Source organism: Streptomyces sp. NBC_01591 (assembly GCF_035918155.1).
Lineage (GTDB): Bacteria > Actinomycetota > Actinomycetes > Streptomycetales > Streptomycetaceae > Streptomyces.
This window is the reverse complement of sequence record NZ_CP109327.1, coordinates 4163616-4185440: the sequence shown is the minus strand read 5'-3', so window position 1 is coordinate 4185440 and position 21825 is coordinate 4163616. Positions and strand designations below refer to the sequence as shown.

21 protein-coding genes, 1 tRNA gene and 4 pseudogenes are annotated in these 21825 nt (G+C 67.7%); 11 read left to right on the top strand and 15 right to left on the bottom strand.

What is annotated here, in order from left to right; genetic code table 11:
• The first annotated feature begins 207 nt into the window (after nt 1-207).
• Nucleotides 208-703: pseudogene (locus OG978_RS48325) on the top strand (DUF5994 family protein).
• Between the two features lie 12 nt (nt 704-715).
• On the opposite strand, the pseudogene OG978_RS19380 reads toward OG978_RS48325, so the two are convergent.
• The 3 genes and pseudogenes from OG978_RS19380 to OG978_RS19370 form a co-directional block, all read right to left on the bottom strand.
• Nucleotides 716-1131, bottom strand: a pseudogene (locus OG978_RS19380) (PP2C family protein-serine/threonine phosphatase); the annotation flags it as partial.
• A gap of 102 nt (nt 1132-1233) precedes the next feature.
• A complete protein-coding gene (locus tag OG978_RS19375; RefSeq protein ID WP_008735947.1) occupies nt 1234-1437 on the bottom strand; it encodes a cold-shock protein in 204 nt (67 codons plus the stop codon).
• Nucleotides 1438-1679: 242 nt separating this feature from the next.
• Nucleotides 1680-2018, bottom strand: a complete 339-nt coding sequence (locus OG978_RS19370) for a MerR family transcriptional regulator (RefSeq protein ID WP_189543364.1) — start codon at nt 2016-2018, stop codon at nt 1680-1682.
• A gap of 913 nt (nt 2019-2931) precedes the next feature.
• Here OG978_RS19370 and OG978_RS19365 point away from each other — a divergent pair.
• Nucleotides 2932-3291, top strand: coding sequence for a hypothetical protein (locus OG978_RS19365; RefSeq protein ID WP_326766437.1), 360 nt, complete (start codon nt 2932-2934; stop codon nt 3289-3291).
• 113 nt (nt 3292-3404) lie between these two features.
• Here OG978_RS19365 and OG978_RS19360 read toward each other — a convergent pair whose 3' ends face one another.
• The 6 genes and pseudogenes from OG978_RS19360 to OG978_RS19335 form a co-directional block, all read right to left on the bottom strand.
• The gene (locus tag OG978_RS19360; RefSeq protein WP_326766436.1) at nt 3405-3716 is read right to left on the bottom strand and encodes an SCO5918 family protein; all 312 of its coding nucleotides are present in this window, start codon (nt 3714-3716) and stop codon (nt 3405-3407) included.
• A gap of 58 nt (nt 3717-3774) precedes the next feature.
• Nucleotides 3775-4173, bottom strand: a complete 399-nt coding sequence (locus OG978_RS19355; protein WP_326766435.1) for a hypothetical protein — start codon at nt 4171-4173, stop codon at nt 3775-3777.
• Nucleotides 4174-4219: 46 nt separating this feature from the next.
• A complete protein-coding gene (locus OG978_RS19350; RefSeq protein ID WP_326766434.1) occupies nt 4220-5743 on the bottom strand; it encodes a DEAD/DEAH box helicase in 1524 nt (507 codons plus the stop codon).
• Between the two features lie 296 nt (nt 5744-6039).
• Entirely contained in the window at nt 6040-6243 is a 204-nt protein-coding gene (locus OG978_RS19345; RefSeq protein ID WP_072489439.1) for a cold-shock protein, read from the bottom strand.
• A 1076-nt stretch (nt 6244-7319) separates the two neighbouring features.
• Nucleotides 7320-7757: pseudogene (locus OG978_RS19340) on the bottom strand (UDP-N-acetylglucosamine 1-carboxyvinyltransferase); the annotation flags it as partial.
• Nucleotides 7758-7777: 20 nt separating this feature from the next.
• Nucleotides 7778-8182, bottom strand: a complete 405-nt coding sequence (locus tag OG978_RS19335; RefSeq protein ID WP_442817715.1) for an ATP-binding protein — start codon at nt 8180-8182, stop codon at nt 7778-7780.
• Between the two features lie 208 nt (nt 8183-8390).
• Between OG978_RS19335 and OG978_RS19330 the strand changes: the two are divergent.
• Nucleotides 8391-8669: pseudogene (locus OG978_RS19330) on the top strand (helix-turn-helix domain-containing protein); the annotation flags it as partial.
• A 115-nt stretch (nt 8670-8784) separates the two neighbouring features.
• Here the strand turns inward: OG978_RS19330 and OG978_RS19325 are convergent.
• A tRNA-Gly gene (locus OG978_RS19325) sits at nt 8785-8858 on the bottom strand.
• Between the two features lie 465 nt (nt 8859-9323).
• On the opposite strand from OG978_RS19325, the gene dcd reads away from it, so the two are divergent.
• Both dcd and OG978_RS19315 read left to right on the top strand, forming a co-directional pair.
• Complete coding sequence (dcd, locus tag OG978_RS19320) at nt 9324-9899, top strand: dCTP deaminase (protein ID WP_072487843.1); 576 nt, start codon at nt 9324-9326, stop codon at nt 9897-9899.
• Nucleotides 9900-9905: 6 nt separating this feature from the next.
• Entirely contained in the window at nt 9906-10415 is a 510-nt protein-coding gene (locus tag OG978_RS19315) for a phosphoribosyltransferase (protein WP_326766432.1), read from the top strand.
• A 69-nt stretch (nt 10416-10484) separates the two neighbouring features.
• Here OG978_RS19315 and OG978_RS19310 read toward each other — a convergent pair whose 3' ends face one another.
• From OG978_RS19310 to OG978_RS19300, 3 genes are all read right to left on the bottom strand, one after another.
• Nucleotides 10485-11444, bottom strand: a complete 960-nt coding sequence (locus OG978_RS19310; protein ID WP_326766431.1) for a Yip1 family protein — start codon at nt 11442-11444, stop codon at nt 10485-10487.
• Nucleotides 11445-11628: 184 nt separating this feature from the next.
• Nucleotides 11629-13896 carry a (Fe-S)-binding protein gene (locus OG978_RS19305; protein ID WP_326766430.1) on the bottom strand — a complete coding sequence of 756 codons (2268 nt, stop codon included), beginning with the start codon at nt 13894-13896 and terminating at the stop codon, nt 11629-11631.
• Nucleotides 13897-14002: 106 nt separating this feature from the next.
• Complete coding sequence (locus OG978_RS19300) at nt 14003-14668, bottom strand: sugar transferase (protein ID WP_326770086.1); 666 nt, start codon at nt 14666-14668, stop codon at nt 14003-14005.
• Between the two features lie 360 nt (nt 14669-15028).
• On the opposite strand from OG978_RS19300, the gene dnaK reads away from it, so the two are divergent.
• From dnaK to OG978_RS19280, 4 genes are all read left to right on the top strand, one after another.
• Nucleotides 15029-16882, top strand: a complete 1854-nt coding sequence (gene dnaK / locus OG978_RS19295; RefSeq protein ID WP_326766429.1) for a molecular chaperone DnaK — start codon at nt 15029-15031, stop codon at nt 16880-16882.
• Nucleotides 16879-17529 (top strand): nucleotide exchange factor GrpE, encoded by a 651-nt coding sequence (gene grpE, locus OG978_RS19290; protein WP_326766428.1) that lies wholly within the window; start codon nt 16879-16881, stop codon nt 17527-17529. The genes dnaK and grpE overlap by 4 nt, the downstream gene beginning before the upstream one ends.
• Nucleotides 17530-17622: 93 nt before the next feature.
• Nucleotides 17623-18807, top strand: coding sequence for a molecular chaperone DnaJ (gene dnaJ / locus OG978_RS19285; RefSeq protein ID WP_326766427.1), 1185 nt, complete (start codon nt 17623-17625; stop codon nt 18805-18807).
• 1 nt (nt 18808) lies between these two features.
• Complete coding sequence (locus tag OG978_RS19280; RefSeq protein WP_072487850.1) at nt 18809-19255, top strand: heat shock protein transcriptional repressor HspR; 447 nt, start codon at nt 18809-18811, stop codon at nt 19253-19255.
• 100 nt (nt 19256-19355) lie between these two features.
• Here the strand turns inward: OG978_RS19280 and OG978_RS19275 are convergent, their stop codons facing one another.
• On the bottom strand, nt 19356-20342 hold the full coding sequence (locus tag OG978_RS19275; RefSeq protein ID WP_442817714.1) for a helix-turn-helix transcriptional regulator: 987 nt from the start codon (nt 20340-20342) through the stop codon (nt 19356-19358).
• A 128-nt stretch (nt 20343-20470) separates the two neighbouring features.
• Between OG978_RS19275 and OG978_RS19270 the strand changes: the two genes are divergently transcribed.
• Nucleotides 20471-20821 carry a hypothetical protein gene (locus OG978_RS19270; RefSeq protein WP_326766425.1) on the top strand — a complete coding sequence of 117 codons (351 nt, stop codon included), beginning with the start codon at nt 20471-20473 and terminating at the stop codon, nt 20819-20821.
• Nucleotides 20818-21138, top strand: coding sequence for a (2Fe-2S)-binding protein (locus tag OG978_RS19265; RefSeq protein WP_266914966.1), 321 nt, complete (start codon nt 20818-20820; stop codon nt 21136-21138). The genes OG978_RS19270 and OG978_RS19265 overlap by 4 nt, the downstream gene beginning before the upstream one ends.
• A 121-nt stretch (nt 21139-21259) precedes the next feature.
• On the opposite strand, the gene OG978_RS19260 is transcribed toward OG978_RS19265, so the two are convergent.
• Nucleotides 21260-21664, bottom strand: coding sequence for a pyridoxamine 5'-phosphate oxidase family protein (locus OG978_RS19260; protein ID WP_326766424.1), 405 nt, complete (start codon nt 21662-21664; stop codon nt 21260-21262).
• Nucleotides 21665-21825 lie beyond the last annotated feature (161 nt).

The window sequence follows — 21825 nt, the reverse complement described above, 5'->3', positions numbered from 1 at the left end:
GGAGCGGGTGTTCGAGTTACTCCCGGTATCTTCAGCGTACTCCGCGCCGCGGTCGGGCGAGCCGTTCTGGCCAGGTGTTTTCCGACCGGGAACACCGCCCGGCTGATGCTCGTGGGCATGACCACAGGTACGCGGAGTACGGTATTAGCGCGGCGGTATCTCGCCGGCCATGAGGTGTCGCGGCCCCGCGCAGGCAGGCGGACCGCCATGGCCGAATCTGACACCCCCACCCCTCGGAAGCTCCTTCCGGACGAGATCCACCGAGTGGTGAATCCCGGCACGGCCCTGCACCGGCTGCGGACGACGCACTCCCGCGAGGGCGTCCTCGACGGCGCGTGGTGGCCCCGCTCCCGGGACGTTGCGGCCGAGCTGCCCGCCCCGATCCAGGCGCTCACCACGCACCTCGGCCCCGTCACGCGGGTCGGCCTGGACACGGACGCCTGGGAGGAGGTCCCGACTCGTGTCGTTGTCGACGACCGGGTCGTGCACCTCGACTCCTTCCCCCGTCGGCGACGACACCGTCCTCATCACCCGTGGCGACAACGACCACTTCGCCCTCCTGGTGGTGCCCCCGGACACGACACCCGACGCGGCACGTGACGCCATGGCCCGTGCGGTCGACGCCGGTAACGTCACCCGGGCCGCCGAGATCCTCGTCGCCACGCTTTCCGAGCGGGTGACCCACCGCCAGGAGTCGGCGTGACACGTCCCTCCGTCATCCTCGCCACTCGACCAGGACGAGCGTGGCGTCGTCCGAAGTAGCTTCGCCGCGTGCCCGCTTGAGGGTGTGGGAGAGGTCCCGTGCCACCGAGCGGACCTGCCGTTCCGCCTTCTCCAGTTGGTTCACCCAGTCGATCAGCTGGTCCTCGCCGAACTCTTCCTGTCCGCTCTCGTGTTCCTCGATCAGCCCGTCGGTGAAGCAGAGGACGCGATCCCCCGGTTCGAGCGTCACTTCGCTGACCTGCGGCTGTGCTCCTCCGAAGGCGACGGGCAGGGTCGTGGGGCTGTCCAGGCGGCCTACGACGCGGTGCCGGCGAATCAGCATGGGGGCGGGTGCCCGGCGTTGACCCACTGGAGGCGGCCGGTGTTCGTGTCCAGCCGCATCATCTGCGCGGTCGCGAAGTGGTCGGGCGATTGCGTGAGCGAGCCCCGGACCGGGGCGGTCCGGGGCCGCCATAGCCTGCCTGCGGCCGGACCCAGGAGGATCCCGGTTCCGCCGGAGGGGTGGGAAGGTCAGGCCGGGTTGATGTTCTCCGCCTGGGGGCCCTTCTGGCCCTGGGTGACGTCGAACGTCACGACCTGACCCTCCTGGAGCTCACGGAAGCCCGAGGAGTTGATCGCCGAGTAGTGGGCGAAGACGTCCGGGCCGCCACCGTCCTGAGCGATGAAGCCGAAGCCCTTCTCCGCGTTGAACCACTTCACAGTTCCTGTAGCCATGTCTCATGCCTTCCAGTCGATTAACGTCTTCCGCTGCATGCGGAAGGCGGAGGTGATCGCCCTGGTTCCTGCGGCACAGCACAGCAAAACGCCCACACCGAAGGGGTGGGCAGAGGGAACTTCCGAACCACGACAACTCACCGGGACGGTACACGTCCGCACACTCCGTCACCAGAGGAATCGCCTGCATCTGTGCGCGGTGCCCGCCGGTGTCCTGTGGTGTCCGGCGGGCGCGCACCGCCTCAGTCCTCGGTCGGCGGCTCTGCCGATTCGGCGGCGCGGCGGTACTCGGCGTTGATGCGTTGCGCCTCTTCGAGCTGGTCTTCCAGGACGACGATGCGACAGGCGGCCTCGATGGACGTGCCCTGGTCGACCAGTTCGCGGGCGCGGGCGGCGATGCGCAGTTGGTAGCGGGAGTAGCGGCGGTGTCCGCCCTCCGAGCGCAGGGGGGTGATCAGGCGGGCTTCGCCGATGGCGCGGAGGAAGCCCTGGGTGGTGCCGAGCATCTCGGCGGCCCGGCCCATCGTGTAGGCGGGGTAGTCGTCGTCGTCAAGACGGCCGTACGAGTCGTCTGCTGTCACTTGCACCTCTCTTGTGGAACGCATGGAGGGGCCCTGGTGCCGAACGGCACCAGGGCCCCGAAGGAACTACTACACCACCTGCCGGCCCTGTTACTGCACCGGCATTCTGTGTCCGCAGCCCCGACCTGGCTGCTGTCGGGAATGCGGGGATCGCGGTTGCTTGACCGGAGACCACCTCACTATCGATGTCCTGCGGTACCCGGGCTCAATGCTCCGGCCCGGGCGATCCTGATGGCGCGGGCTCCTCCGTTCTTCCCTCGGTGATCAACTACCTACCATGGGGCACTGCGTACTGCTGGTGATGCGAACTGCTCAGCGGCCTGTGACAGCGCCGCTCTTCGGCAGCCAGCCCCGTTGCCCTTCCTGCGTCTGCTCTGGCTTGGAACCCCACTGCCGAACTTCCCGGTGCGCGCGTCCGCAGCCGACGCCTTCACCGAGGTACCGCTCAGTCACTTCACTGCTGGGTACTGCGAACTGCACTCACGGGTGCCGCAACTTCCATGACAGCGGTCCCGCTCCGGCGGCCCCTCACTGCGGGCCACCCGGTCCGGCCGTCAGTCCCGTCGCCGTCCTGCAACAACCCTGGCTTCGAAACTCCACTGCCGCACCGTCCTGCAACTACATGTACTGCCGGCAGTTCTTCTCTGCCAGGCCCTGCTGTCTCTCTGGGGTACGAGAGAAACCATAACCACGCCACCACTCAATGTCTACTCCGGCCAACAGAGGTTTTCGCGTGTCCCGTGAGGAGGTAATTGACCTCGCCGGAGGCTCCGGCTGGCCCGTGGCCAACCGGCTCGCCAGAGCGACCGCGGTCACCCGCCGGGTCTCTGAGGGGAAGACAGTGACTGCCCGTCTTGCTCGGCAGCACGACCGGTCGAGGGGACGGGACGACTCGTGAATAGGATCGGCTCTCATGTCGAAGCCTGACGAGCTGCTCGTTGACGTCGCCACGCTGGTGGAGTCCGGGCACAGCAATCAGATGTCCCTGACCGTGGTCAGCGGTGGTGCTGTCATCACCGGCCGGCTGGCTCCCGAAGCCGTGTGGAGGCAACGGGTGTCGGAAGTCCTGACGGACTCGTCCCGTCTGGGCGAGTTCTCCGCCATGTTCACCGCTACGACGCGGGGGGATGGGCCGCCCGCCTATCTGCACTTCCATATGGCGCGGATCCTTCAGGGCACGGTGGGGATCCCGGAGACGGGTGGGATGTACCGCGTCTCGATCGCGGATGTCAGCGCCTGGACCATGGGCGACTTCAGCTACTCCGATCACTGACGTCGCGCCGCGTAGAGAAACTCACCGGTACGCGAGAGGGTCCGACCAGCGTGTGCCGGTCGGACCCTCTTGGCTGTTCGGGTGTCAGCTCGCGCTTCTCATCGGTCAGACGGTCAGACGGCCGCCGGGACGCCGAGCATCGCGGAGGCGTGCTGGAGCGGGCTGAGGGCGCGGGTGGGCGCGGCGGCCTGGGGAAGGCTGCGGCAGGTGAAGCCGAGCTTGGTCATGGCACGGAGGACTTCGTCGGCGCTGAAGTCGCGGCGGTCCTGGCGGGTGATGACCTCGCCGACCTGCTTGACAGGGTAGGCGCGGCGGCCGATGGTCACGGACTCGCCGACGACCTCCTCGGGCTTGACGCCCTTCATGGAGTCCAGGACGCCGCTCCTGGTGAGTTCGAACGGGAAGCGGGCGATAACACAGCGCACGATGCCTCACAGGGATCACAGAGAGAGGAAGGAGATTGTTCCGCCGTGGTGAGACGGTTCAGAGGGCCAGGGCGAGGACGCCCGACGCGCTGTCCTGTTCGTCCACGGCGGACGGGGTAGCGGGTCGGCGGTGGTGCGTGGCGTGCTCGGCCATCATGGTGGCGGGCGAGGTGTGCGGCCCGCGGTCGCCGAGGATGTCGCGCAGCTGGAGCCGGTCCGTGTAGGCGGGGCTGTCGCGGACGGTGGTGAGCTGGGCCTGGGTGACCAGTCCGGTGCACAGACCGTCGTTGTCGCAGACCATTAGGTGTCCGGTCCTGGCGCTGGCCATGACGGACAGGGCCACCTCGACGGTCATGTCGTCGCAGACCTGTGGCCCGGCCGTGTTCATGGTGTCGAGCGCCGTCCTGGGCACGGGGGTGGCGTTCGCCGAGTGGGGCTGCATCTGGACCAGCGTCACAACGTACCTCCTGCAGAGATGGGTCAGTTTCCTGATCACGAAGGTTCTAGGCCGCCGCATCGAAGGTGGACTGCCGCATGGTCCCGCGCCGGGCAGCCGAAGCGGGGCTGCGTCGGCCGGGTGAGGCCGCGCCGCGCTTGCGCCGCTCGGGTACCGGCGCGGTGATCGTCACGGGAATGCCGGAGGGGGTCCGGGCGCCGGTGATCCGGCTGAGTGCCTCTTCGCCGGAGCGGACCTGGGTGGTCTGGGGCACGATGCCGGCGGCCGTCATGAGGCGGGTCATGTCGCGGCGCTGGTTGTTGGTGACCAGGGTGACGACACTGCCGGACTCGCCGGCCCGCGCGGTACGGCCGCCGCGGTGGAGGTAGTCCTTGTGGTCGGTCGGCGGGTCCACGTTCACGACGAGGTCGAGGTGGTCGACGTGAATGCCGCGCGCCGCGACGTTCGTCGCGACCAGGACGGTGACGTGCCCTGTTTTGAACTGGGCGAGGGTGCGGGTGCGCTGCGGCTGCGACTTACCGCCGTGCAGGGCGGCAGCCCGGACACCGCTGGCGAGGAGGTCCTGGGTGAGGCGGTCCACGGCGTGCTTGGTGTCCAGGAACATGATCACCCGGCCGTCGCGCGCCGCGATCTCCGTCGTCAGCCGGTGCTTGTCGGCACCGTGCACGTGCAGGACGTGATGTTCCATCGTGGTGACCGCACCCTGGGATGGGTCCACGGAGTGGACGACGGGGTCGGTGAGGTAGCGACGGACCAGACGGTCGACGTTACGGTCCAGGGTCGCAGAGAACAGCATGCGCTGGCCCTCGGGGCGGACCTGGTCCAGGAGCGCGGTGACCTGCGGCATGAAGCCCATGTCGGCCATCTGGTCGGCCTCGTCCAGGACGGTGATGGCGACCTGGTTCAGCCGGCAGTCACCGCGGTCGATGAGGTCCTTGAGGCGGCCAGGGGTGGCGACGACGACTTCGGTGCCGCCCCGCAGAGCACTCGCCTGCCGGCCGATCGGCATCCCGCCGACGACAGTGGCCAGGCGCAGCTTCACAGCGCGGGCGTAAGGGGTGAGGGCATCGGTGACCTGCTGAGCGAGTTCCCGGGTGGGTACCAGAACCAGGGCCAGCGGCTGACGGGGCTCGGCGCGCTGCCCGGCGGTGCGGGCCAGCAGGGCCAGGCCGAAGGCGAGAGTCTTGCCGGAGCCGGTCCGGCCGCGGCCCAGGACGTCACGGCCCGCCAGAGAGTTCGGCAGCGTCGCGCCCTGGATCGGAAACGGCATGGTCACGCCCTGCGCGGTGAGCGCGGCCAGCAGGCTCCTCGGCATGTCGAGGTCGCTGAACACCTCGACTGCGGGCAGCGCCGGAGTGATCGTCTCCGGCAGGGCGAACTCTCCCTGCATCGCGGCGGGCCGCCGGCCACCCGAACGGCTCGGACCTGCCGAACGGTTCGGACCTGCCGAACGGTTCGGGGCGGACGAACCGAAGCGACTGCCCCGAATCGAACCAGCAGTGGAGTCGTACCCGTGGCCGCCGTTGCGGCGGGCACGGGAGGAACGGCTGTTCGTGCGTGTGGGGTTCATGCAGAACCTTCCTTGATACGGCGCGTATCAAGGAATTCCGCAGCGTAAGAGCAGCGCGGGGAATCACAGGCACGGACCGAATGGAATGCGAACGTGGCCCGCGGGAAATCCGTGTCGACGTACGCGAAAATGGGAGATGGCGTGCGAAATAGAATCCGGTGCATCGCCGGGCGCGGCTCCGAGGAGCCTGTGCGCCTCAATATTTTATTCCCGTGGGCGAACCACTGCGGAAATGCGTGCAGCTGGGGCCCGCACCCCGAGGGATGCGGGCCCCAGCTACGAAATGCGCGCCAGCGTCAGGCGGAAACGATGTTCTCGGCCGTCGGGCCCTTCTGGCCCTGCGCGATGTCGAAGCTGACCTTCTGACCTTCCTGCAGTTCGCGGAAGCCCTGGGCGGCGATGTTCGAGAAGTGGGCAAACACGTCAGCGCCGCCACCGTCCTGCTCGATGAAGCCGAAACCCTTTTCCGCGTTGAACCACTTCACGGTGCCAGTAGCCATGTCATATCTCCTTTGGGCAGTACACCGGAATCCGTACTGTACGGAAACCGCGTCGCCGCGATGATGCCCCGCCCGGAAAATGACCGGAAATACAAAGCGCTTCCCTGTGGCATGGAGGCCGACCGGAGGTGCTTGAAGTCTTTTTGGGTACCAAAACTGCAACCGAGTCCGACAGTAGCACGCCGTGGTGGCTTGTGTGTGTCAAATATTTCCCCGTACGTTCTGCGGCAGAAATTCTCCCAGTAGGGGCCGTTAAATTCTGTGGCCGCCGGCACAGGTATTCATTTACCTTGAGTGCAGCGTTCTTCGAAAGTAAGGAGGTCAATCGGTTGCGACGTCTGCAGTCCATCGGAACCTGTGTCTGCGGGCCCGGGGCTCCGGGGAGCCCTCCCAACAGCTCGCAGGAGACCTTGTGGCCGCGAGCCTGCCGGCATCGTCCGGTCAACCGTCCTTCGGGATCGAGCAGCGGTACTGAGCTCCCTCCCGCCGTGGAACCGGTCGTGAGCTTCCAGGAGCCCCCGGCGATGTCATCGGCCCACCCCTGAGACTCATGGACGCCGTTCGGGGGTCTGGTGGTTGTTGAGTCCGTACGCGGCGCGTTCGATGTCATTGATCCAGTCTGTGTCAGCAAGCCGGACTGAAGGTCTGAGACCGGTGAAGCGGAATGGCTTCCAGACGGCGCTGGCGGGACAACAGCCGGTGCGGGCCATGCGGGGCCCTCCGAGTAACACCCATGAACAGTGCGGCATGACAGCGCTACTGCCCCAGGGGCGGATCCGGCCCGAAGTCGGCGACCTGCATTGTGGCGGCGCCTCCGGGCGGGCTATTGAGTACGCCACGGACACGTACCGGGATGCCGGAGTCATGGCAGCGGATTGCCTCGTGATAGCCGGCGTCGGGAAGGTCCATCCAGACCGTGCGGCTGCGTCGCTGGATGAGGGCTTGGACGCCCACCCTGCCTGTCTCGTCGTCCGGATGTCGGTTGAGGTGGGTGACCAAGCCGAAGATCACGTTCTCGCGGCTGTAGACACTAGTCTTGAGCTGGTCGGACACCCGTTCCACGATCGCGATGGCATCTCATCCACGCGGACGCGGTCGCCGAAGGCTTCATACACCTTGAAGTGCTGCTCCATGCCGCGGTCGCCGATCCGGCAACCGCCCGGCCAGGGAAGCCGGGCCCGGCCGCACCGGGCGATCAGAGCGGGGACGAGGTAGTACGAGGCACGGATGCTGGACGCGGCCTCGCCCAGGCCGCCGGGCGTCGGGGTCGCCTCGCCGGGGAGAACGAGGACGGTGTGGCTGTCACCGACCGGATGGGCGGTGTCCCAGCCCGACTGCCGCAGTAGGTCAAGCAGCGTCTGGACGTCGGAGCTGGCAGGCACGTTGTCGAGACGGATGGGGCGAAGGAGGGCTGCCGCAGCCGCGACGAGCGGGAGCGCGGCGTTCTTCGAACCGTCGACCGTCACAGCACCGGCGAGGGGCCGACCGGGCCGGATCGCGATGACCTGAGACATGACGACGGGGACGCGGGTACTCACGTACAACTCCTCTGCATAGGAAGGGACAAGGCGGCAGTAGCCCCGGCAGGAGGTGGGGCAGCCATGTCGATCTCGGCCCAGCAGCATTTACCGGACTCCGTCGACGCCGTGCCGAAGCGGTCTGCGAGGACGCCGACGAGGAAGAGACCGCGTCCGCCTTCGCCGTCCTCGTCCGGCAGCGCCGGTTTCGGCAGAGTGCGGCTTGCGTCGCTGACCTCCACCCGCAGAACCGCGTCGGAGAGCTGGGCTACGACGCTGATCGGCTGATGCCCGGCGTAACGGACCGCGTTCGTGACGAGCTCGCTGACGACCAGCTCGGCCGTGTGGACGGCTTCCGACGTTGCGGGCACCGCCGGCCAGGCGGCTATGGCCTCCCGCATCTGGCGTCGTGCCGTGGGCACGGCTACCGGTGTTGGCGGGAGAGCGAAGGTGAGCTGGTGCGCTTCCACGAGCGGCCTCCAGGAGTCGGATCGACCACCCCAAGGAACCGCCCTGGATGCTCCGTTCGCGACGCTCTGTGCCCGTACCGCATCGTCTATGCAGAAGCTGCATGACGCCCCTGTACCACCCGCCTACGCTCGACCGCAGGGGCATGCTCGATGCGGACGGATGGCAGACGTGAAAACCGAGGCCGAGAAGATCGGCGAGACGATCAAGCACGCCCGACAGCGCACCGGCCGCTCGCAGACGGACGTTGCCTCCGCGCTGGGCTACCACCAGTCGAAGCTCAGCCGCCTGGAGAGCGGACGGGGGACGGAAGACACCCGGGTCTTACGCGCCGTCGCCGCCGAACTCGGCATCCCGCTCCACATCCTCGGCCTGAGCGACCCCGCCCCGTCAGCAGCACTGACCGACGATCCCGAGACAGAAGACATGCGCCGCCGCACCCGCCGGAACTCAACCTGACGTCCCGTTACAGCGCGTATGGCACGCGAATGGCACGCGGGCCCGGAGTGGTCTAGACAACAAACAAGGCCCTGGTCTCCGACCAGGGCCTTCGTCGTGGAGCGGGTGACGAGAATCGAACTCGCGCTCTGAGCTTGGGAAGCTCATGTTCTACCATTAAACTACACCCGCGAAGCGTTCCGCTCGGGCGGCGCTACCGTCCCACACTGTACCCCATGCCAGGTCCCCGGCGTTTGAGCCGTGGGGCCTTTTTGTTGTCGGTGGAGGGTGGATGCGGGTGCCGTGGGCGGGAGTTGGGGGCGTAGCGTGGGTGGTCGGAGTGCCGTGTGGAGCGGCGTCCTGTTCATCCCCTAATGTGGCTTTCTCGTCCAAGGCTTGTTGGGGAAGGGACTTGATGGACTCCATGGAGCGCACCGTCGTCCGCTGTGCCGAAGGGCACGTTTTCGCTACCGCTTCGTTCCCGATGCAGCAGCTCGGGGCCGGGCGGATCGGTCCCGGGCGGCTTATTCGCTGTCCGCGTTGTGCGCGGTTGCGGCATGCCGTGCCCGTGGTGTTCGAGCGGCGGTAGCGGCGGCGGCAGGCGCGCGGGTGGTCCCGGATTGGGGTGGGCCCGCGCGTTCTGCGTATCCTCGGGGCGTGCTTCTCTCAGATAAGGACATCCGGGCCGAGATCGACGCCGGACGTGTGCGCATTGATCCGTTCGACGCGTCGATGGTGCAGCCCTCGAGCATCGATGTGCGGCTCGACCGCTACTTCCGGGTGTTCGAGAACCACCGCTATCCACATATTGATCCGGCCGTCGAGCAGGCCGATCTGACTCGCATGGTCGAGCCGGACGGGGATGAGGCGTTCATCCTGCACCCCGGTGAGTTCGTGCTCGCTTCGACGTACGAGGTCATCTCGCTGCCCGACGATCTTGCGTCGCGGCTGGAGGGCAAGAGTTCGCTGGGGCGGCTCGGGCTTGTGACGCATTCGACCGCAGGGTTCATCGACCCCGGTTTCTCCGGTCATGTGACGCTGGAGCTGTCGAATCTCGCGACGCTGCCGATAAAGCTGTGGCCGGGGATGAAGATCGGGCAGCTGTGCATGTTCCGGCTGAGTTCTCCGTCTGAGTTCCCGTACGGCTCCGAGCGGTACGGGTCGCGCTACCAGGGCCAGCGCGGGCCGACCGCGTCGCGGTCGTTCATGAATTTCCATCGGACCCAGGTGTGATGGCCCATGAGCGGTGACGTGGACGACGTGCGGGAGAACCTGACCTACGAGGGGTTCGGTCGTGCCGTGCGTGAGCTGGCGCAGACCGTGGCGGACGACGGGTTCGAGCCCGATGTCGTGCTCAGCATCGCTCGCGGCGGGGTATTCGTCGCCGGCGGGCTCGCCTACGCCCTGGACTGCAAGAACATTCACCTGGTGAACGTGGAGTTCTATACCGGGGTGGGCACCACCCTGGAAATGCCGGTCATGCTGGCGCCCGTTCCGAATGCCATCGACTTCTCGGACAAGAAGGTCCTGATCGCCGACGACGTCGCCGATACCGGGAAGACGCTGAAGCTGGTGCGTGATTTCTGTATCGATCATGTTGCCGAGGTGCGCAGTGCGGTCATCTACGAGAAGCCGCATTCGCTCGTGAAGTGCGAATACGTGTGGAAGAAGACCGACCGCTGGATCAACTTCCCGTGGAGTGTGGACAAGCCCGTCGTGCGGCGCAGCGGGCAGGTTCTGGACGCCTGAGCAGGATGTGAAGAACCCCCGGCACATTGCGTGTGCCGGGGGTTTTCGGTGTCCGTGGGCGGGCGTGCGTCAGATCGTGCCCAGCTTGATGATCGACAGCAGTGCGATCAGCTGGATCGCGGACGCGCCCAGCGCCTTCGGCCACGGCAGGTCGTGCGATTTGCTCACCATCGAGGTGAAGAGCGCGGCCGAGGCCAGCCAGGTGACCCAGCCGAGAATCTGGACCAGGGAGTTCTCGCCGCCGAGGAAGAGCGCGAATATCAGGCGGGGCGCGTCCGAGATCGACATGATCAGCATGGACAGGCCCACCGTCGGCTGCCACGCGCCGTCGCCGCCCAGCTGGCGGGCGAGCGTGTGCGTGACCGCGCCCAGGACCAGGCCGCCGATGACGAAGCCGATGCCCGTGATGACGACGTAGGGCACCGCGGTGGAGATCGTCGCGTGGATCGCGTCGTCCCGGGCCTGGTCGAAGCCGAAGAGCGCGAGCAGGCCGTACAGGAACGTGACGATGAGCGCCGGACCCCAGACGGGGTAGTCGCGCATCTGCCAGAACGTCGGTCCCGGGCGGAGCACGATGCCGGTGAGCAGCTCCTTCCACGGCAGCCGGGGGCCCACGGGCTGGGCGGGGGCCTGGCCGGCGCGGTAGGTGTCGCCGGGGCCGTAGGGGTCCTCGCCGATGCTGAACGCCTGGGTGTGACCGGGGGAGTTGGCGTACGGGTCGCCGTGCTGAGGGGAACCGTGGGGGTGCTGGGGCTGCTGGTTGTACGGGTCGCCGAAGTACTCCGGTTCACCGTGGCCGCCGCCCTGGCCGCCCTGGCCGCCGCCGTTGTAGCCGTTGCCGTTGTTGCTGTAGCCGCCGTTGCCGCCGTTGTTGTACGGGGGTGGGGCCGCGTTACCTCCTGCCGGCGGCCAGGGCTGCTGGCCGTACGGCGGTGGTGCCTGTGTGCCGTACGGCTGCTGCCGCGGTTGCTGTTGCGCTTGCTGCGGGGTGCGGTTGTCCCGGCCGCGTCCGATCCTGAATCCAGCCACGTCACCGAACGTACCTGGTCCGGGCCGCTGCGGTCAGAGGGCCTGGGAAACCTGCCCGCCATTGCGGCCGAGCTGTGACATCCCCTAGGGGAACCCCGGGGGGACAGCCCCAGGGGCGGAAAGCAGAAGCGGCCGGTCCCGCCCCGAGGCAGGTCCGGCCGCTTCTGTCGCGCGGCTTACCGGGTCACTTCACCGGCTCCGGCTCCGGCTCGTCCGCCGGCTCCGCCTCCCCGGCCGGGTCGGCCGGGGTCTTCACGGAGTCCAGCAGCAGCTGCGAGACGTCGACCACCTGGATCGACTCCTTCGCCTTGCCGTCGTTCTTCTTGCCGTTGACCGAGTCGGTCAGCATGACCAGGCAGAACGGGCAGGCGGTGGAGACGATGTCGGGGTTCAGCGACAGAGCTTCGTCGACGCGCTCGTTGTTGATGCGCTTGCCGATCCGCTCCTCCATCCACATCCGGGCACCACCGGCGCCGCAGCAGAAGCCGCGCTCCTTGTGGCGGTGCATCTCCTCGTTGCGGAGGCCCGGGACCTTCGCGATGATCTCGCGCGGCGGGGTGTAGATCTTGTTGTGACGGCCCAGGTAGCACGGGTCGTGGTACGTGATCAGGCCCTCGACCGGGGTCACCGGGATCAGCTTGCCCTCGTCGATGAGGTGCTGGAGCAGCTGGGTGTGGTGGATGACCTCGTACTCGCCGCCGAGCTGCGGGTACTCGTTGGCGATGGTGTTGAAGCAGTGCGGGCAGGTCGCGACGATCTTCTTCGACGACTTCGGCTTCTTCGTCGCCTCGTCCTCGTCATCCTCGCCGAACGCCATGTTCAGCATCGCGACGTTCTCCTGGCCGAGCTGCTGGAACAGCGGCTCGTTGCCCAGCCGGCGGGCGGAGTCACCGGTGCACTTCTCGTCGCCGCCCATGATCGCGAACTTGACGCCCGCGATGTGCAGGAGCTCCGCGAAGGCCTTGGTGGTCTTCTTCGCCCGGTCCTCCAGGGCGCCCGCGCAGCCGACCCAGTACAGGTAGTCGATCTCGGACAGGTCCTCGACGTCCTTGCCGACGATCGGGACCTCGAAGTCGACCTCCTTGGTCCACTCGACGCGCTGCTTCTTCGCCAGGCCCCAGGGGTTGCCCTTCTTCTCCAGGTTCTTGAGCATCGTGCCCGCCTCGGACGGGAACGCGGACTCGATCATCACCTGGTAGCGGCGCATGTCGACGATGTGGTCGATGTGCTCGATGTCGACCGGGCACTGCTCCACGCACGCACCGCAGGTGGTGCAGGACCACAGCACGTCCGGGTCGATGACGCCGTTCTCCTCGGCCGTGCCGATCAGCGGGCGCTCGGCCTCCGCGAGAGCCGCGGCCGGGACGTCCTTCAGCTGTTCCGCGGACGCCTTCTCGTTGCCCTCCATGTCCTTGCCGCCGCCGGCCAGCAGGTACGGGGCCTTGGCGTGCGCGTGGTCGCGCAGGGACATGATCAGGAGCTTGGGGGAGAGCGGCTTGCCGGTGTTCCAGGCGGGGCACTGCGACTGGCAGCGGCCGCACTCGGTGCAGGTGGAGAAGTCGAGCAGGCCCTTCCAGGAGAAGTGCTCGATCTGCGAGACGCCGTAGACGTCGTCCTCGCCCGGGTCCTCGAAGTCGATCTCCTTGCCGCCGGAGGTCATCGGCAGCAGCTCGCCGAGCGAGGTCTCACCCTTGGCGTTGCGCTTGAACCAGATGTTCGGGAAGGCCAGGAAGCGGTGCCAGGCGACACCCATGTCCTGCTTCAGGGCGACCGTGATCATCCAGATGAAGGAGGTCGCGATCTTCAGGCCGGCGAAGAAGTAGGTGAGGTTCTGGAGGGTGGAGACGTCCATGCCCTCCAGCCAGTTGACGACCGGGTACGAGATGAAGAAGGAGGACTCGTAGCCGTCGACGTGGTGCTGGGCGCCTTCGAGGGCGTGCAGCATGAAGATGCAGACGCCGACGATGAGGATGACGGCCTCGACGAAGTACGCCTGGCCGAAGTTGGACCCGGCGAAGCGGGACTTGCGGCCCGGCTTGCGCGGATGGGCCAGCTGGCGGATCACGATCAGGGTCAGGATGCCGAGCACGGTCATCGTGCCGATGAACTCGACGAAGACGTTGTACGGCGCCCAGTCGCCGATGATCGGCAGGATCCAGTCGGCCTTGAAGAGCTGGCCGATCGCGTTGACGATGGTCAGCAGCAGCGAGAAGAAGCCCACCGCCACGAACCAGTGCGCGACACCGACGATGCCCCAGCGGTTCATCCGGGTGTGGCCGAGGAACTCCCTGGCCACGGTGACGGTGCGCTGTGCGGGCTCGTCCGTGCGGGTGCCCGCGGGCACGTTCTGGCCGAGCCGCATGAAGTTGTAGATCTGCAGGAGGGCGCGGAGGAACAGGGCCACGCCGACCACGATCAGAACCAGCGACACGATGATCGCGGCGAGTTGCATTTGGGGGCTCCTCGGGCCTGCGAGGGTGGAATCCAGCGTCAGGGTGGAATCCAGCGTCAATGAGCGGGTACTGGCGATTATCCGGGATTACTAAGCAGTAACTTAATCAGTCTGTGCTGACACTACCGAGTTCTTCTGCCGCGCTGTAGCCGGACAGGCGGTGATCTGTGTCGCTCAGGCGTGCCTTCCCGCGCCGGACGAGCCCTCGGGCCGCCTCGCGCAGCGGAGTGTGTACGGCGCTCGCCAGGATGGCCAGGTCAAGCCCCACCCCGTGGTGCTCGGCGTAGTGCTGGTCCAGCAGGGCCGGCTCGTCCCATGGCATTCCGGAGCGGGAGCGCACCTGTGCCAGGCCGGTGAGGCCCGGTTTCAGTTCTTGCCGCCAGTGTCTCGCGGCGGGGGAGGTGCCGGAGCCGGGGGTGCAGGTTCCGCCCTGGATGCGGGGATCGCCCCCGTCGTCCGGTGCCAGGGGTTCCGGGCCGACCAGGGAGAGGTCTCCCCGTACGACGTGCGGCAGCCTGGAGAGCAGGTCGAGCCGGAGCCGCCGGGTGCGCAGCGAGCACATGACGAAGACGTGGCCGTCCAGGCCGACCCGGGGCGAGTGGGCCAGTACGCCGCCGGGGGGCCGCCGCGCCGCCAGGGCGAGGGCGCCCGCGGCGAGCAGGGGGGAGGTCAGGGCCAGGAGGGCCGAGCCGAGGGTCAGGTCCAGTACGCGCTTGGCCGACGGTCGCTCCCGGTGCCGCTCCTGTTGCCACGTACGTACACGCGCCCGCATTCGCACCCGTGCGCGTACCGCCTGCTGCCTCTGCTGTGTCTGCATCGTTCGCACCTGCCCGGGGTTCACGGCGGATCGAGTGCCGGTTTTGCGTGGCTCACGGCATTTTGTGACAGAACGATCCCACGAGGTGATGATGGGGAGGGGCTGCGTCGCCAGGGGGCGGGGAGTGTCGCGCGCGAACGGGCCGTACGCGCCTCGCGCATGCCTTCTCGTACGCGCCTCATGCGCGGGAATCCGGCTGGCGCGGGGGGCGTGCACGATAGTTGAGTCTCCTCGACTCAGGTCTGTTGACAGTGGGGCGGGTGTCGTGCATCCTTGAGTCAGATCCACTCAAGTAGTCAAGCTGGAGGAATTGAAATGGCACGTGCGGTCGGCATCGACCTGGGCACGACTAACTCCGTCGTCAGCGTTCTCGAAGGCGGCGAGCCCACCGTCATCACCAACGCAGAGGGCGCCAGGACCACGCCGTCCGTCGTCGCCTTCGCGAAGAACGGCGAGGTGCTGGTCGGCGAGGTCGCCAAGCGCCAGGCAGTGACCAACGTCGACAGGACCATCCGCTCCGTCAAGCGCCACATGGGCACTGACTGGAAGATCGACCTGGACGGCAAGAGCTTCAACCCGCAGCAGATGAGCGCCTTCATCCTGCAGAAGCTGAAGCGGGACGCCGAGTCGTACCTGGGCGAGAAGGTGACCGACGCGGTCATCACCGTCCCCGCGTACTTCAACGACTCCGAGCGTCAGGCGACGAAGGAGGCCGGCGAGATCGCGGGCCTGAACGTCCTGCGTATCGTCAACGAGCCGACCGCCGCCGCGCTGGCGTACGGGCTCGACAAGGACGACCAGACGATCCTCGTCTTCGACCTCGGCGGTGGCACCTTCGACGTGTCGCTCCTGGAGATCGGTGACGGCGTCGTCGAGGTGAAGGCCACCAACGGTGACAACCACCTCGGTGGTGACGACTGGGACCAGCGCGTCGTCGACTACCTGGTGAAGCAGTTCGCCAACGGGCACGGCGTGGACCTGTCCAAGGACAAGATGGCTCTCCAGCGTCTGCGCGAGGCCGCGGAGAAGGCGAAGATCGAGCTCTCGTCCTCGACCGAGACCACGATCAACCTGCCCTACATCACGGCGTCCGCCGAGGGCCCGCTGCACCTGGACGAGAAGCTCACGCGCTCGCAGTTCCAGCAGCTCACGGCCGACCTCCTGGACCGCTGCAAGAACCCGTTCCACAACGTCATCAAGGACGCGGGCATCCAGCTCTCCGAGATCGACCACGTCGTTCTCGTCGGTGGCTCCACCCGTATGCCGGCCGTCGCCGAGCTCGTCAAGGAGCTGACCGGTGGCCAGGAGGCCAACAAGGGTGTGAACCCGGACGAGGTCGTCGCCATCGGCGCCTCGCTCCAGGCCGGTGTCCTCAAGGGCGAGGTCAAGGACGTCCTGCTGCTCGACGTCACCCCGCTGTCCCTCGGTATCGAGACCAAGGGCGGCATCATGACGAAGCTCATCGAGCGCAACACCACGATCCCGACCAAGCGCTCCGAGATCTTCACGACGGCCGAGGACAACCAGCCGTCCGTGCAGATCCAGGTCTACCAGGGCGAGCGCGAGATCGCGGCGTACAACAAGAAGCTCGGAATGTTCGAGCTGACCGGCCTGCCGCCGGCCCCGCGTGGCGTCCCGCAGATCGAGGTCGCGTTCGACATCGACGCGAACGGCATCATGCACGTCGCCGCCAAGGACCTCGGCACCGGCAAGGAGCAGAAGATGACCGTCACCGGTGGCTCCTCGCTGCCGAAGGACGAGGTCAACCGGATGCGCGAAGAGGCCGAGCAGTACGCGGAGGAGGACCACCGCCGCCGCGAGGCCGCCGAGTCCCGTAACCAGGGTGAGCAGCTCGTCTACCAGACGGAGAAGTTCCTCAAGGACAACGAGGACAAGGTCCCCGGCGACGTGAAGACGGAGGTGGAGACCGCGCTCACCGAGCTGAAGGAGAAGCTCAAGGGCGAGGACACCGCCGAGATCCGTACCGCCACCGAGAAGGTCGCGGCCGTCTCGCAGAAGCTCGGTCAGGCGATGTACGCCAACGCCCAGGCCGACGGCGGCCCGCAGGGTGACCCGCAGCCGGGCGCCCAGCAGGCCAAGGCCGACGACGATGTCGTCGACGCCGAGATCGTGGACGACGAGAAGGACGCCAAGGGCGGTGCGGTGTGACCGAGGAGACTCCGGGCTTCGAGGAGAAGCCTGACGTCCCCTCCGGCGCCACCCCTGACGGAGCTGAGCCGAAGGACGCCTCTTCCTCTTCGGAGGAGGGGGCGGCCCCGGCCGGGGACGCAGTACAGACAGTCGGTCTGACGGCCCAGCTGGACCAGGTCCGCACCGCGCTCAACGAGCGCACGGGCGACCTCCAGCGGCTTCAGGCCGAGTACCAGAACTACCGCCGCCGCGTCGAGCGGGACCGGGCCACGGTCAAGGAGATCGCCGTAGCGGGTCTCCTGTCCGAGCTCCTGCCCGTGCTCGACGACGTCGGCCGCGCCCGGGATCACGGCGAGCTCGTGGGCGGGTTCAAGTCGGTGGCCGAATCACTTGAGACGGTCGTCGCCAAGCTGGGCCTGCAGCAGTTCGGCAAGGAGGGCGAGCCCTTCGACCCGACGATCCACGAAGCGCTGATGCACTCGTACGCGCCGGATGTCACCGAGACGACCTGCGTGGCGATCCTGCAGCCGGGGTATCGGATCGGCGAGCGCACCATCCGCCCCGCGCGGGTGGCGGTGGCCGAACCCCAGCCGGGTGCGACACCGGCCGCAGCCAAGGAAGAGAAGGCAACCGACGAGGAGAGCGGTGGCACCGAGGAGGTCTGACATCCCGTCTGACCACCTCGCTGCCCACCGCCCGGCCATGCGACCGGCCCACGGGCCGGTCGCATGGCCGATCGTCCGGAAGGAGGGACGTCGATGAGCACGAAGGACTTCGTCGAGAAGGACTACTACAAGGTCCTCGGCGTCCCCAAGGACGCCACCGACGCCGAGATCAAGAAGGCGTACCGGAAGCTCGCCCGTGAGTTCCACCCGGACGCCAACAAGGGTGACGACAAGGCGGAGGAGCGCTTCAAGGAGATCTCCGAGGCGAACGACATCCTCGGTGACAGCAAGAAGCGCAAGGAGTACGACGAGGCACGCGCCCTCTTCGGCAACGGCGGCTTCAGGGCCGGCCCCGGAGGCGCGGGAGGCAACTTCAACTTCGACCTCGGGGACCTCTTCGGGGGCACCCAGGGCGGTGGCCAGGGCGGCGGAGCCGGCGGTTTCGGCGGCGGCGGTCTGGGCGATGTCTTCGGCGGCCTGTTCAACCGGGGCGGTACGGGGACGCGGGTGCAGCCGCGCCGCGGCCAGGACATCGAGTCCGAGGTGACGCTCAGCTTCACCGAGGCGGTCGAGGGGGCCACGGTCCCGCTGCGGATGTCCAGCCAGGCGCCCTGCAAGGCGTGTTCCGGCACCGGTGACAAGAACGGCACCCCCAGGGTCTGCCCGACCTGTCTCGGCACCGGCCAGGTGTCGCGCGGCACCGGCGGCGGCTTCTCGCTCACCGACCCCTGTGTGGAGTGCAAGGGCCGGGGCCTCATCGCCCAGGACCCGTGCGATGTCTGCAAGGGCAGCGGACGGGCCAAGTCCTCCAAGACCATGCAGGTCAGGATCCCGGCGGGCGTCTCGGACGGCCAGCGGATCCGGCTGCGCGGCAAGGGCGGTCCGGGCGAGCGCGGTGGACCGGCCGGCGATCTGTACGTCGTGGTCCACGTGGACGCCCACCCGGTCTTCGGCCGCAAGGGCGACAACCTCACGGTCACCGTGCCCGTCGACTTCACGGAGGCGGCGCTCGGCGGCGAGGTGAAGGTGCCCACGCTCGGCGGCCCGCCGGTCACCCTGAAGCTGCCCGCCGGCACCCCCAACGGGCGTACGATGCGCGCCCGCGGCAAGGGCGCCGTACGCAAGGACGGCACCCGGGGCGACCTGCTGGTCACCGTCGAGGTGGCGGTGCCCAGGGACCTCGGCGACGAGGCCAGGGACGCGCTGGAGGCCTACCGGAAGGCGACCGCGGGCCGTGACCCGCGGGCGGAACTGTTCCAGGCGGCGAAGGGAGCTTGAGGTGGACGGCCGACGACGCAATCCGTACGAACTGACCGATGAATCACCGGTGTACGTGATCTCGATCGCGGCCCAGCTCTCAGGCCTGCATCCGCAGACACTACGCCAGTACGACCGTCTCGGCCTCGTCTCGCCCGACCGCACGGCCGGGCGCGGCAGGCGCTACTCGGCCCGCGACATCGAGCTGCTGCGCACCGTGCAGCAGCTGTCGCAGGACGAGGGCATCAACCTCGCCGGCATCAAGCGCATCATCGAGCTGGAGAACCAGGTCGCCGCGCTCCAGCAGCGCGTCGCCGAGCTCTCGGCGGCCGTGGACGGCGCGGCACAGGCGATGCAGCAGCGCGAGGCCCAGGTCCACGCCTCGTACCGGCGCGATCTGGTGCCGTATCAGGACGTGCAGCAGACCAGCGCGTTGGTGGTCTGGCGGCCGAAGAGGCCGAAGGACTGACCGGGCTGTACAGGGCCGGGGAGTCGACTTTCGGGTCGGCTCCCCGGCCCTTTGCCGTACGCCGTCGCGAAGGGGAGAAGCTGCTTGCGGGGTGGGGCCCTCAGTTCTGTTCCTCTTCCAGGATCCCCGACCGCGCTATCAAGTAGCCGAGCTGGGCCCGGCTGTTGCTGCCGAGTGCGGCGGCGAGTTTGGCGACGTGGGCCCGGCAGGTGCGGACGTTCATGCCGAGACGGCGGGCGATGGAGTCGTCCACATGGCCTTCCACGAGGAGCTGGGCGATGGAGCGCTGCACCCCGCTGATGCCCAGGGAGGTCGGTTCGTACTTGACCTCCTCCCGCAGTGGAGCAGCTCTGGTCCAGAGCTGCTCGAACACGTTGGCCAGGTACTGCACGAGCCCGGGGTGGCGGAGTTCCAGGGCGACTTGGTCGTCGTCGCTGGCCGGGATGAAGGCGACGGTGCGGTCGAACACGATCAGGCGACCGATGAGCTCTTCCAGCGTGCGTATTTCCACGTTGTCGTCGGTCATGCGTTCCGCGTACGCGAGTGTGCTGGGGCTGTGGCGCGCGGTGTGCTGGTAGAGGGTGCGCATGCTGACGCCGCGGTGGATCACGGACAGGCCGCGTTCCAGCGACTTGCTGAGACGATGCTCGGTTCGGCCGCCGCCGGGCTGGACGGTGAGCACTTCGGTGCGGCACTCTGCGGTGGCGAGATCGAGGGCCGCGTTGATCCGGTTCCCGCCCTCCAGCACGGTGATGGCGTGGGTGCTGGGCGGCCCCAGAGTGCTGATGTCCATGAATGGCTCGAACGATTCAGTCAGTTCGACCGAGTGCCGGCGCCGTTCCAGGATCTCGCGCTCGATGGGATGCAGCTGTTGCGCAAGAGCGGTGGACGGCGGAACGGGCCGGAGCCAGGCCGGGTCGTCCGGATCGGGATGCAGTAGCGCGAACTCCATCAGACAGGGCGCCGGTTCCACTTCGGCGCGGGCGATGCGTCCCAGACGCAAAGCACTGGCGTAAAGACGTCCTCCCGCATCGCACAGTTCGGTGATCCCATGAGAATGTGTCGGCTTTGTGTTGCTTGTGGTCATATCGTCACCCCCCAGGTTCCTGAACATGCAAGAACATGATGCATCTACGCAGTGGTGCTCGCGTGCCCAGGTGAGACATCGTCTTAGGTGCGGGGGAGAAGAATCCACAAGTGAGGACGAAGCCGACTATGTATAAGCGAATGCATCGCTCGGCGCTTGCCGTCTCGTTCGTCGCGGCCCTGGGCATCGGGCTGCTGGGCGGCAGCGACATTGGCTGGAGCGAGGACGGTGTCGCCAGTGGTGACATCGGGTGGGCCGTCCAGGCCGCAGCCAACGGTGACATCGGGTGGCCGGTCGCACCTGCCAAGTCGTCCGACATCGGGTGGGTCGTCCAGGCCGCGGCCAACGGTGACATCGGGTGGCCGGTCGCACCTGCCAAGTCGTCCGACATCGGTTGGGTCTCGCCCGCCAAGTCGTCCGACATCGGCTGGGTCTCGCCTGCCGGTACCGGCTCCGCCACGGCCCGCACAGGCGCATGACCATCCCGCCGGACGACCGGACCTTCCGGCGAGAGATGGCCACGGCCTACCGATCGGGCTGGCATTTCATCGATCTCGTCACTGCCATCCCCCACTCTGGCGACTCGTTGATGGTCACTCTGTTCGGCGACCCCATCGTTGTCGCACGTGAAGAAGACGACGAAGTACGTGCCTACCGTTGCCTCCGCAAGCCGCGTGGAGCCCCGCAGCCCGTTCGCTGTGCGATTCGGTACGACATGATTTTCGTCAACCTCGACCGGCGGGACCACCAGCTGTTCGAGCCAGAGACTATTTCCGCCACCCCCCGCAGTGCCTGAGCGATCCCCCGTCGTTCCATGTCGCTCAGTCACTCCCCCACACAACGGCGCCATCGTGACCTGAACACGGTGGCGCCGTTGTGCTTTTTCCGGCCGGGCGCGGTCCCCGCCCGCGGCCCGGTCAGGCCCTGCCGAGCGCCCGGTCCACGGCGATCTCGATGACGATCCGGTCCGGGTTGGGCTTCGGCGTGCGCTCGTAACGTTCCGCGTAGCGGCGTACGGCGTCGGCCACCGCCTCGGGGTCCGTGCGCACCGTCGCGAGCCCCTCCAGGGTCGCCCAGCGGCGCCCGTCGATCTGGCAGACGGCGACCCGTGCGCCGTCCGGGCCCGCGGCCAGGACGTTGGCGGCCTTCCGGGTGTTCTTGCCGGTGATGACCCGCGCCAGCCTCGTCTCGGGGTCGTACGTCACGCCCACCGGCACCACGTGCGGTGTGCCGTCGGGGCGGGGTGTGGTCAGGGTGCACACATGGCGCGCTCGCCAGAAGGCGAGGTACTCGGGGCCGGGGTTCGTCACGTCGACTGCCATGGGGACAGCGTAGGCAGTGCGGGCGCGGTACCGAATCGGACGTGACCCGCACTGCGGTGGCGGAGGACCGGTGCGGCCGGTTCACTCGGAGCAGAGAGCCTGCGGCCGAGCCCATGGATCGGCAGTCCAGCCCAGGGATTGGCCCCGGACCGGTCCGGGCA

What these genes read in the sequence shown, in the direction of transcription:
- OG978_RS19375 (WP_008735947.1), bottom strand. Translation starts at nt 1,437, where the DNA reads ATGGCTACAGGAACTGTGAAGTGGTTCAACGCGGAGAAGGGCTTCGGC.
- OG978_RS19365 (WP_326766437.1), top strand. Translation starts at nt 2,932, where the DNA reads ATGTCGAAGCCTGACGAGCTGCTCGTTGACGTCGCCACGCTGGTGGAG.
- OG978_RS19350 (WP_326766434.1), bottom strand. Translation starts at nt 5,743, where the DNA reads ATGAACCCCACACGCACGAACAGCCGTTCCTCCCGTGCCCGCCGCAAC.
- OG978_RS19345 (WP_072489439.1), bottom strand. Translation starts at nt 6,243, where the DNA reads ATGGCTACTGGCACCGTGAAGTGGTTCAACGCGGAAAAGGGTTTCGGC.
- OG978_RS19315 (WP_326766432.1), top strand. Translation starts at nt 9,906, where the DNA reads ATGAGCGGTGACGTGGACGACGTGCGGGAGAACCTGACCTACGAGGGG.
- OG978_RS19305 (WP_326766430.1), bottom strand. Translation starts at nt 13,896, where the DNA reads ATGCAACTCGCCGCGATCATCGTGTCGCTGGTTCTGATCGTGGTCGGC.
- OG978_RS19300 (WP_326770086.1), bottom strand. Translation starts at nt 14,668, where the DNA reads ATGCGGGCGCGTGTACGTACGTGGCAACAGGAGCGGCACCGGGAGCGA.
- dnaK (WP_326766429.1), top strand. Translation starts at nt 15,029, where the DNA reads ATGGCACGTGCGGTCGGCATCGACCTGGGCACGACTAACTCCGTCGTC.
- dnaJ (WP_326766427.1), top strand. Translation starts at nt 17,623, where the DNA reads ATGAGCACGAAGGACTTCGTCGAGAAGGACTACTACAAGGTCCTCGGC.
- OG978_RS19275 (WP_442817714.1), bottom strand. Translation starts at nt 20,342, where the DNA reads ATGACCACAAGCAACACAAAGCCGACACATTCTCATGGGATCACCGAA.
- OG978_RS19270 (WP_326766425.1), top strand. Translation starts at nt 20,471, where the DNA reads ATGTATAAGCGAATGCATCGCTCGGCGCTTGCCGTCTCGTTCGTCGCG.
- OG978_RS19265 (WP_266914966.1), top strand. Translation starts at nt 20,818, where the DNA reads ATGACCATCCCGCCGGACGACCGGACCTTCCGGCGAGAGATGGCCACG.
- OG978_RS19260 (WP_326766424.1), bottom strand. Translation starts at nt 21,664, where the DNA reads ATGGCAGTCGACGTGACGAACCCCGGCCCCGAGTACCTCGCCTTCTGG.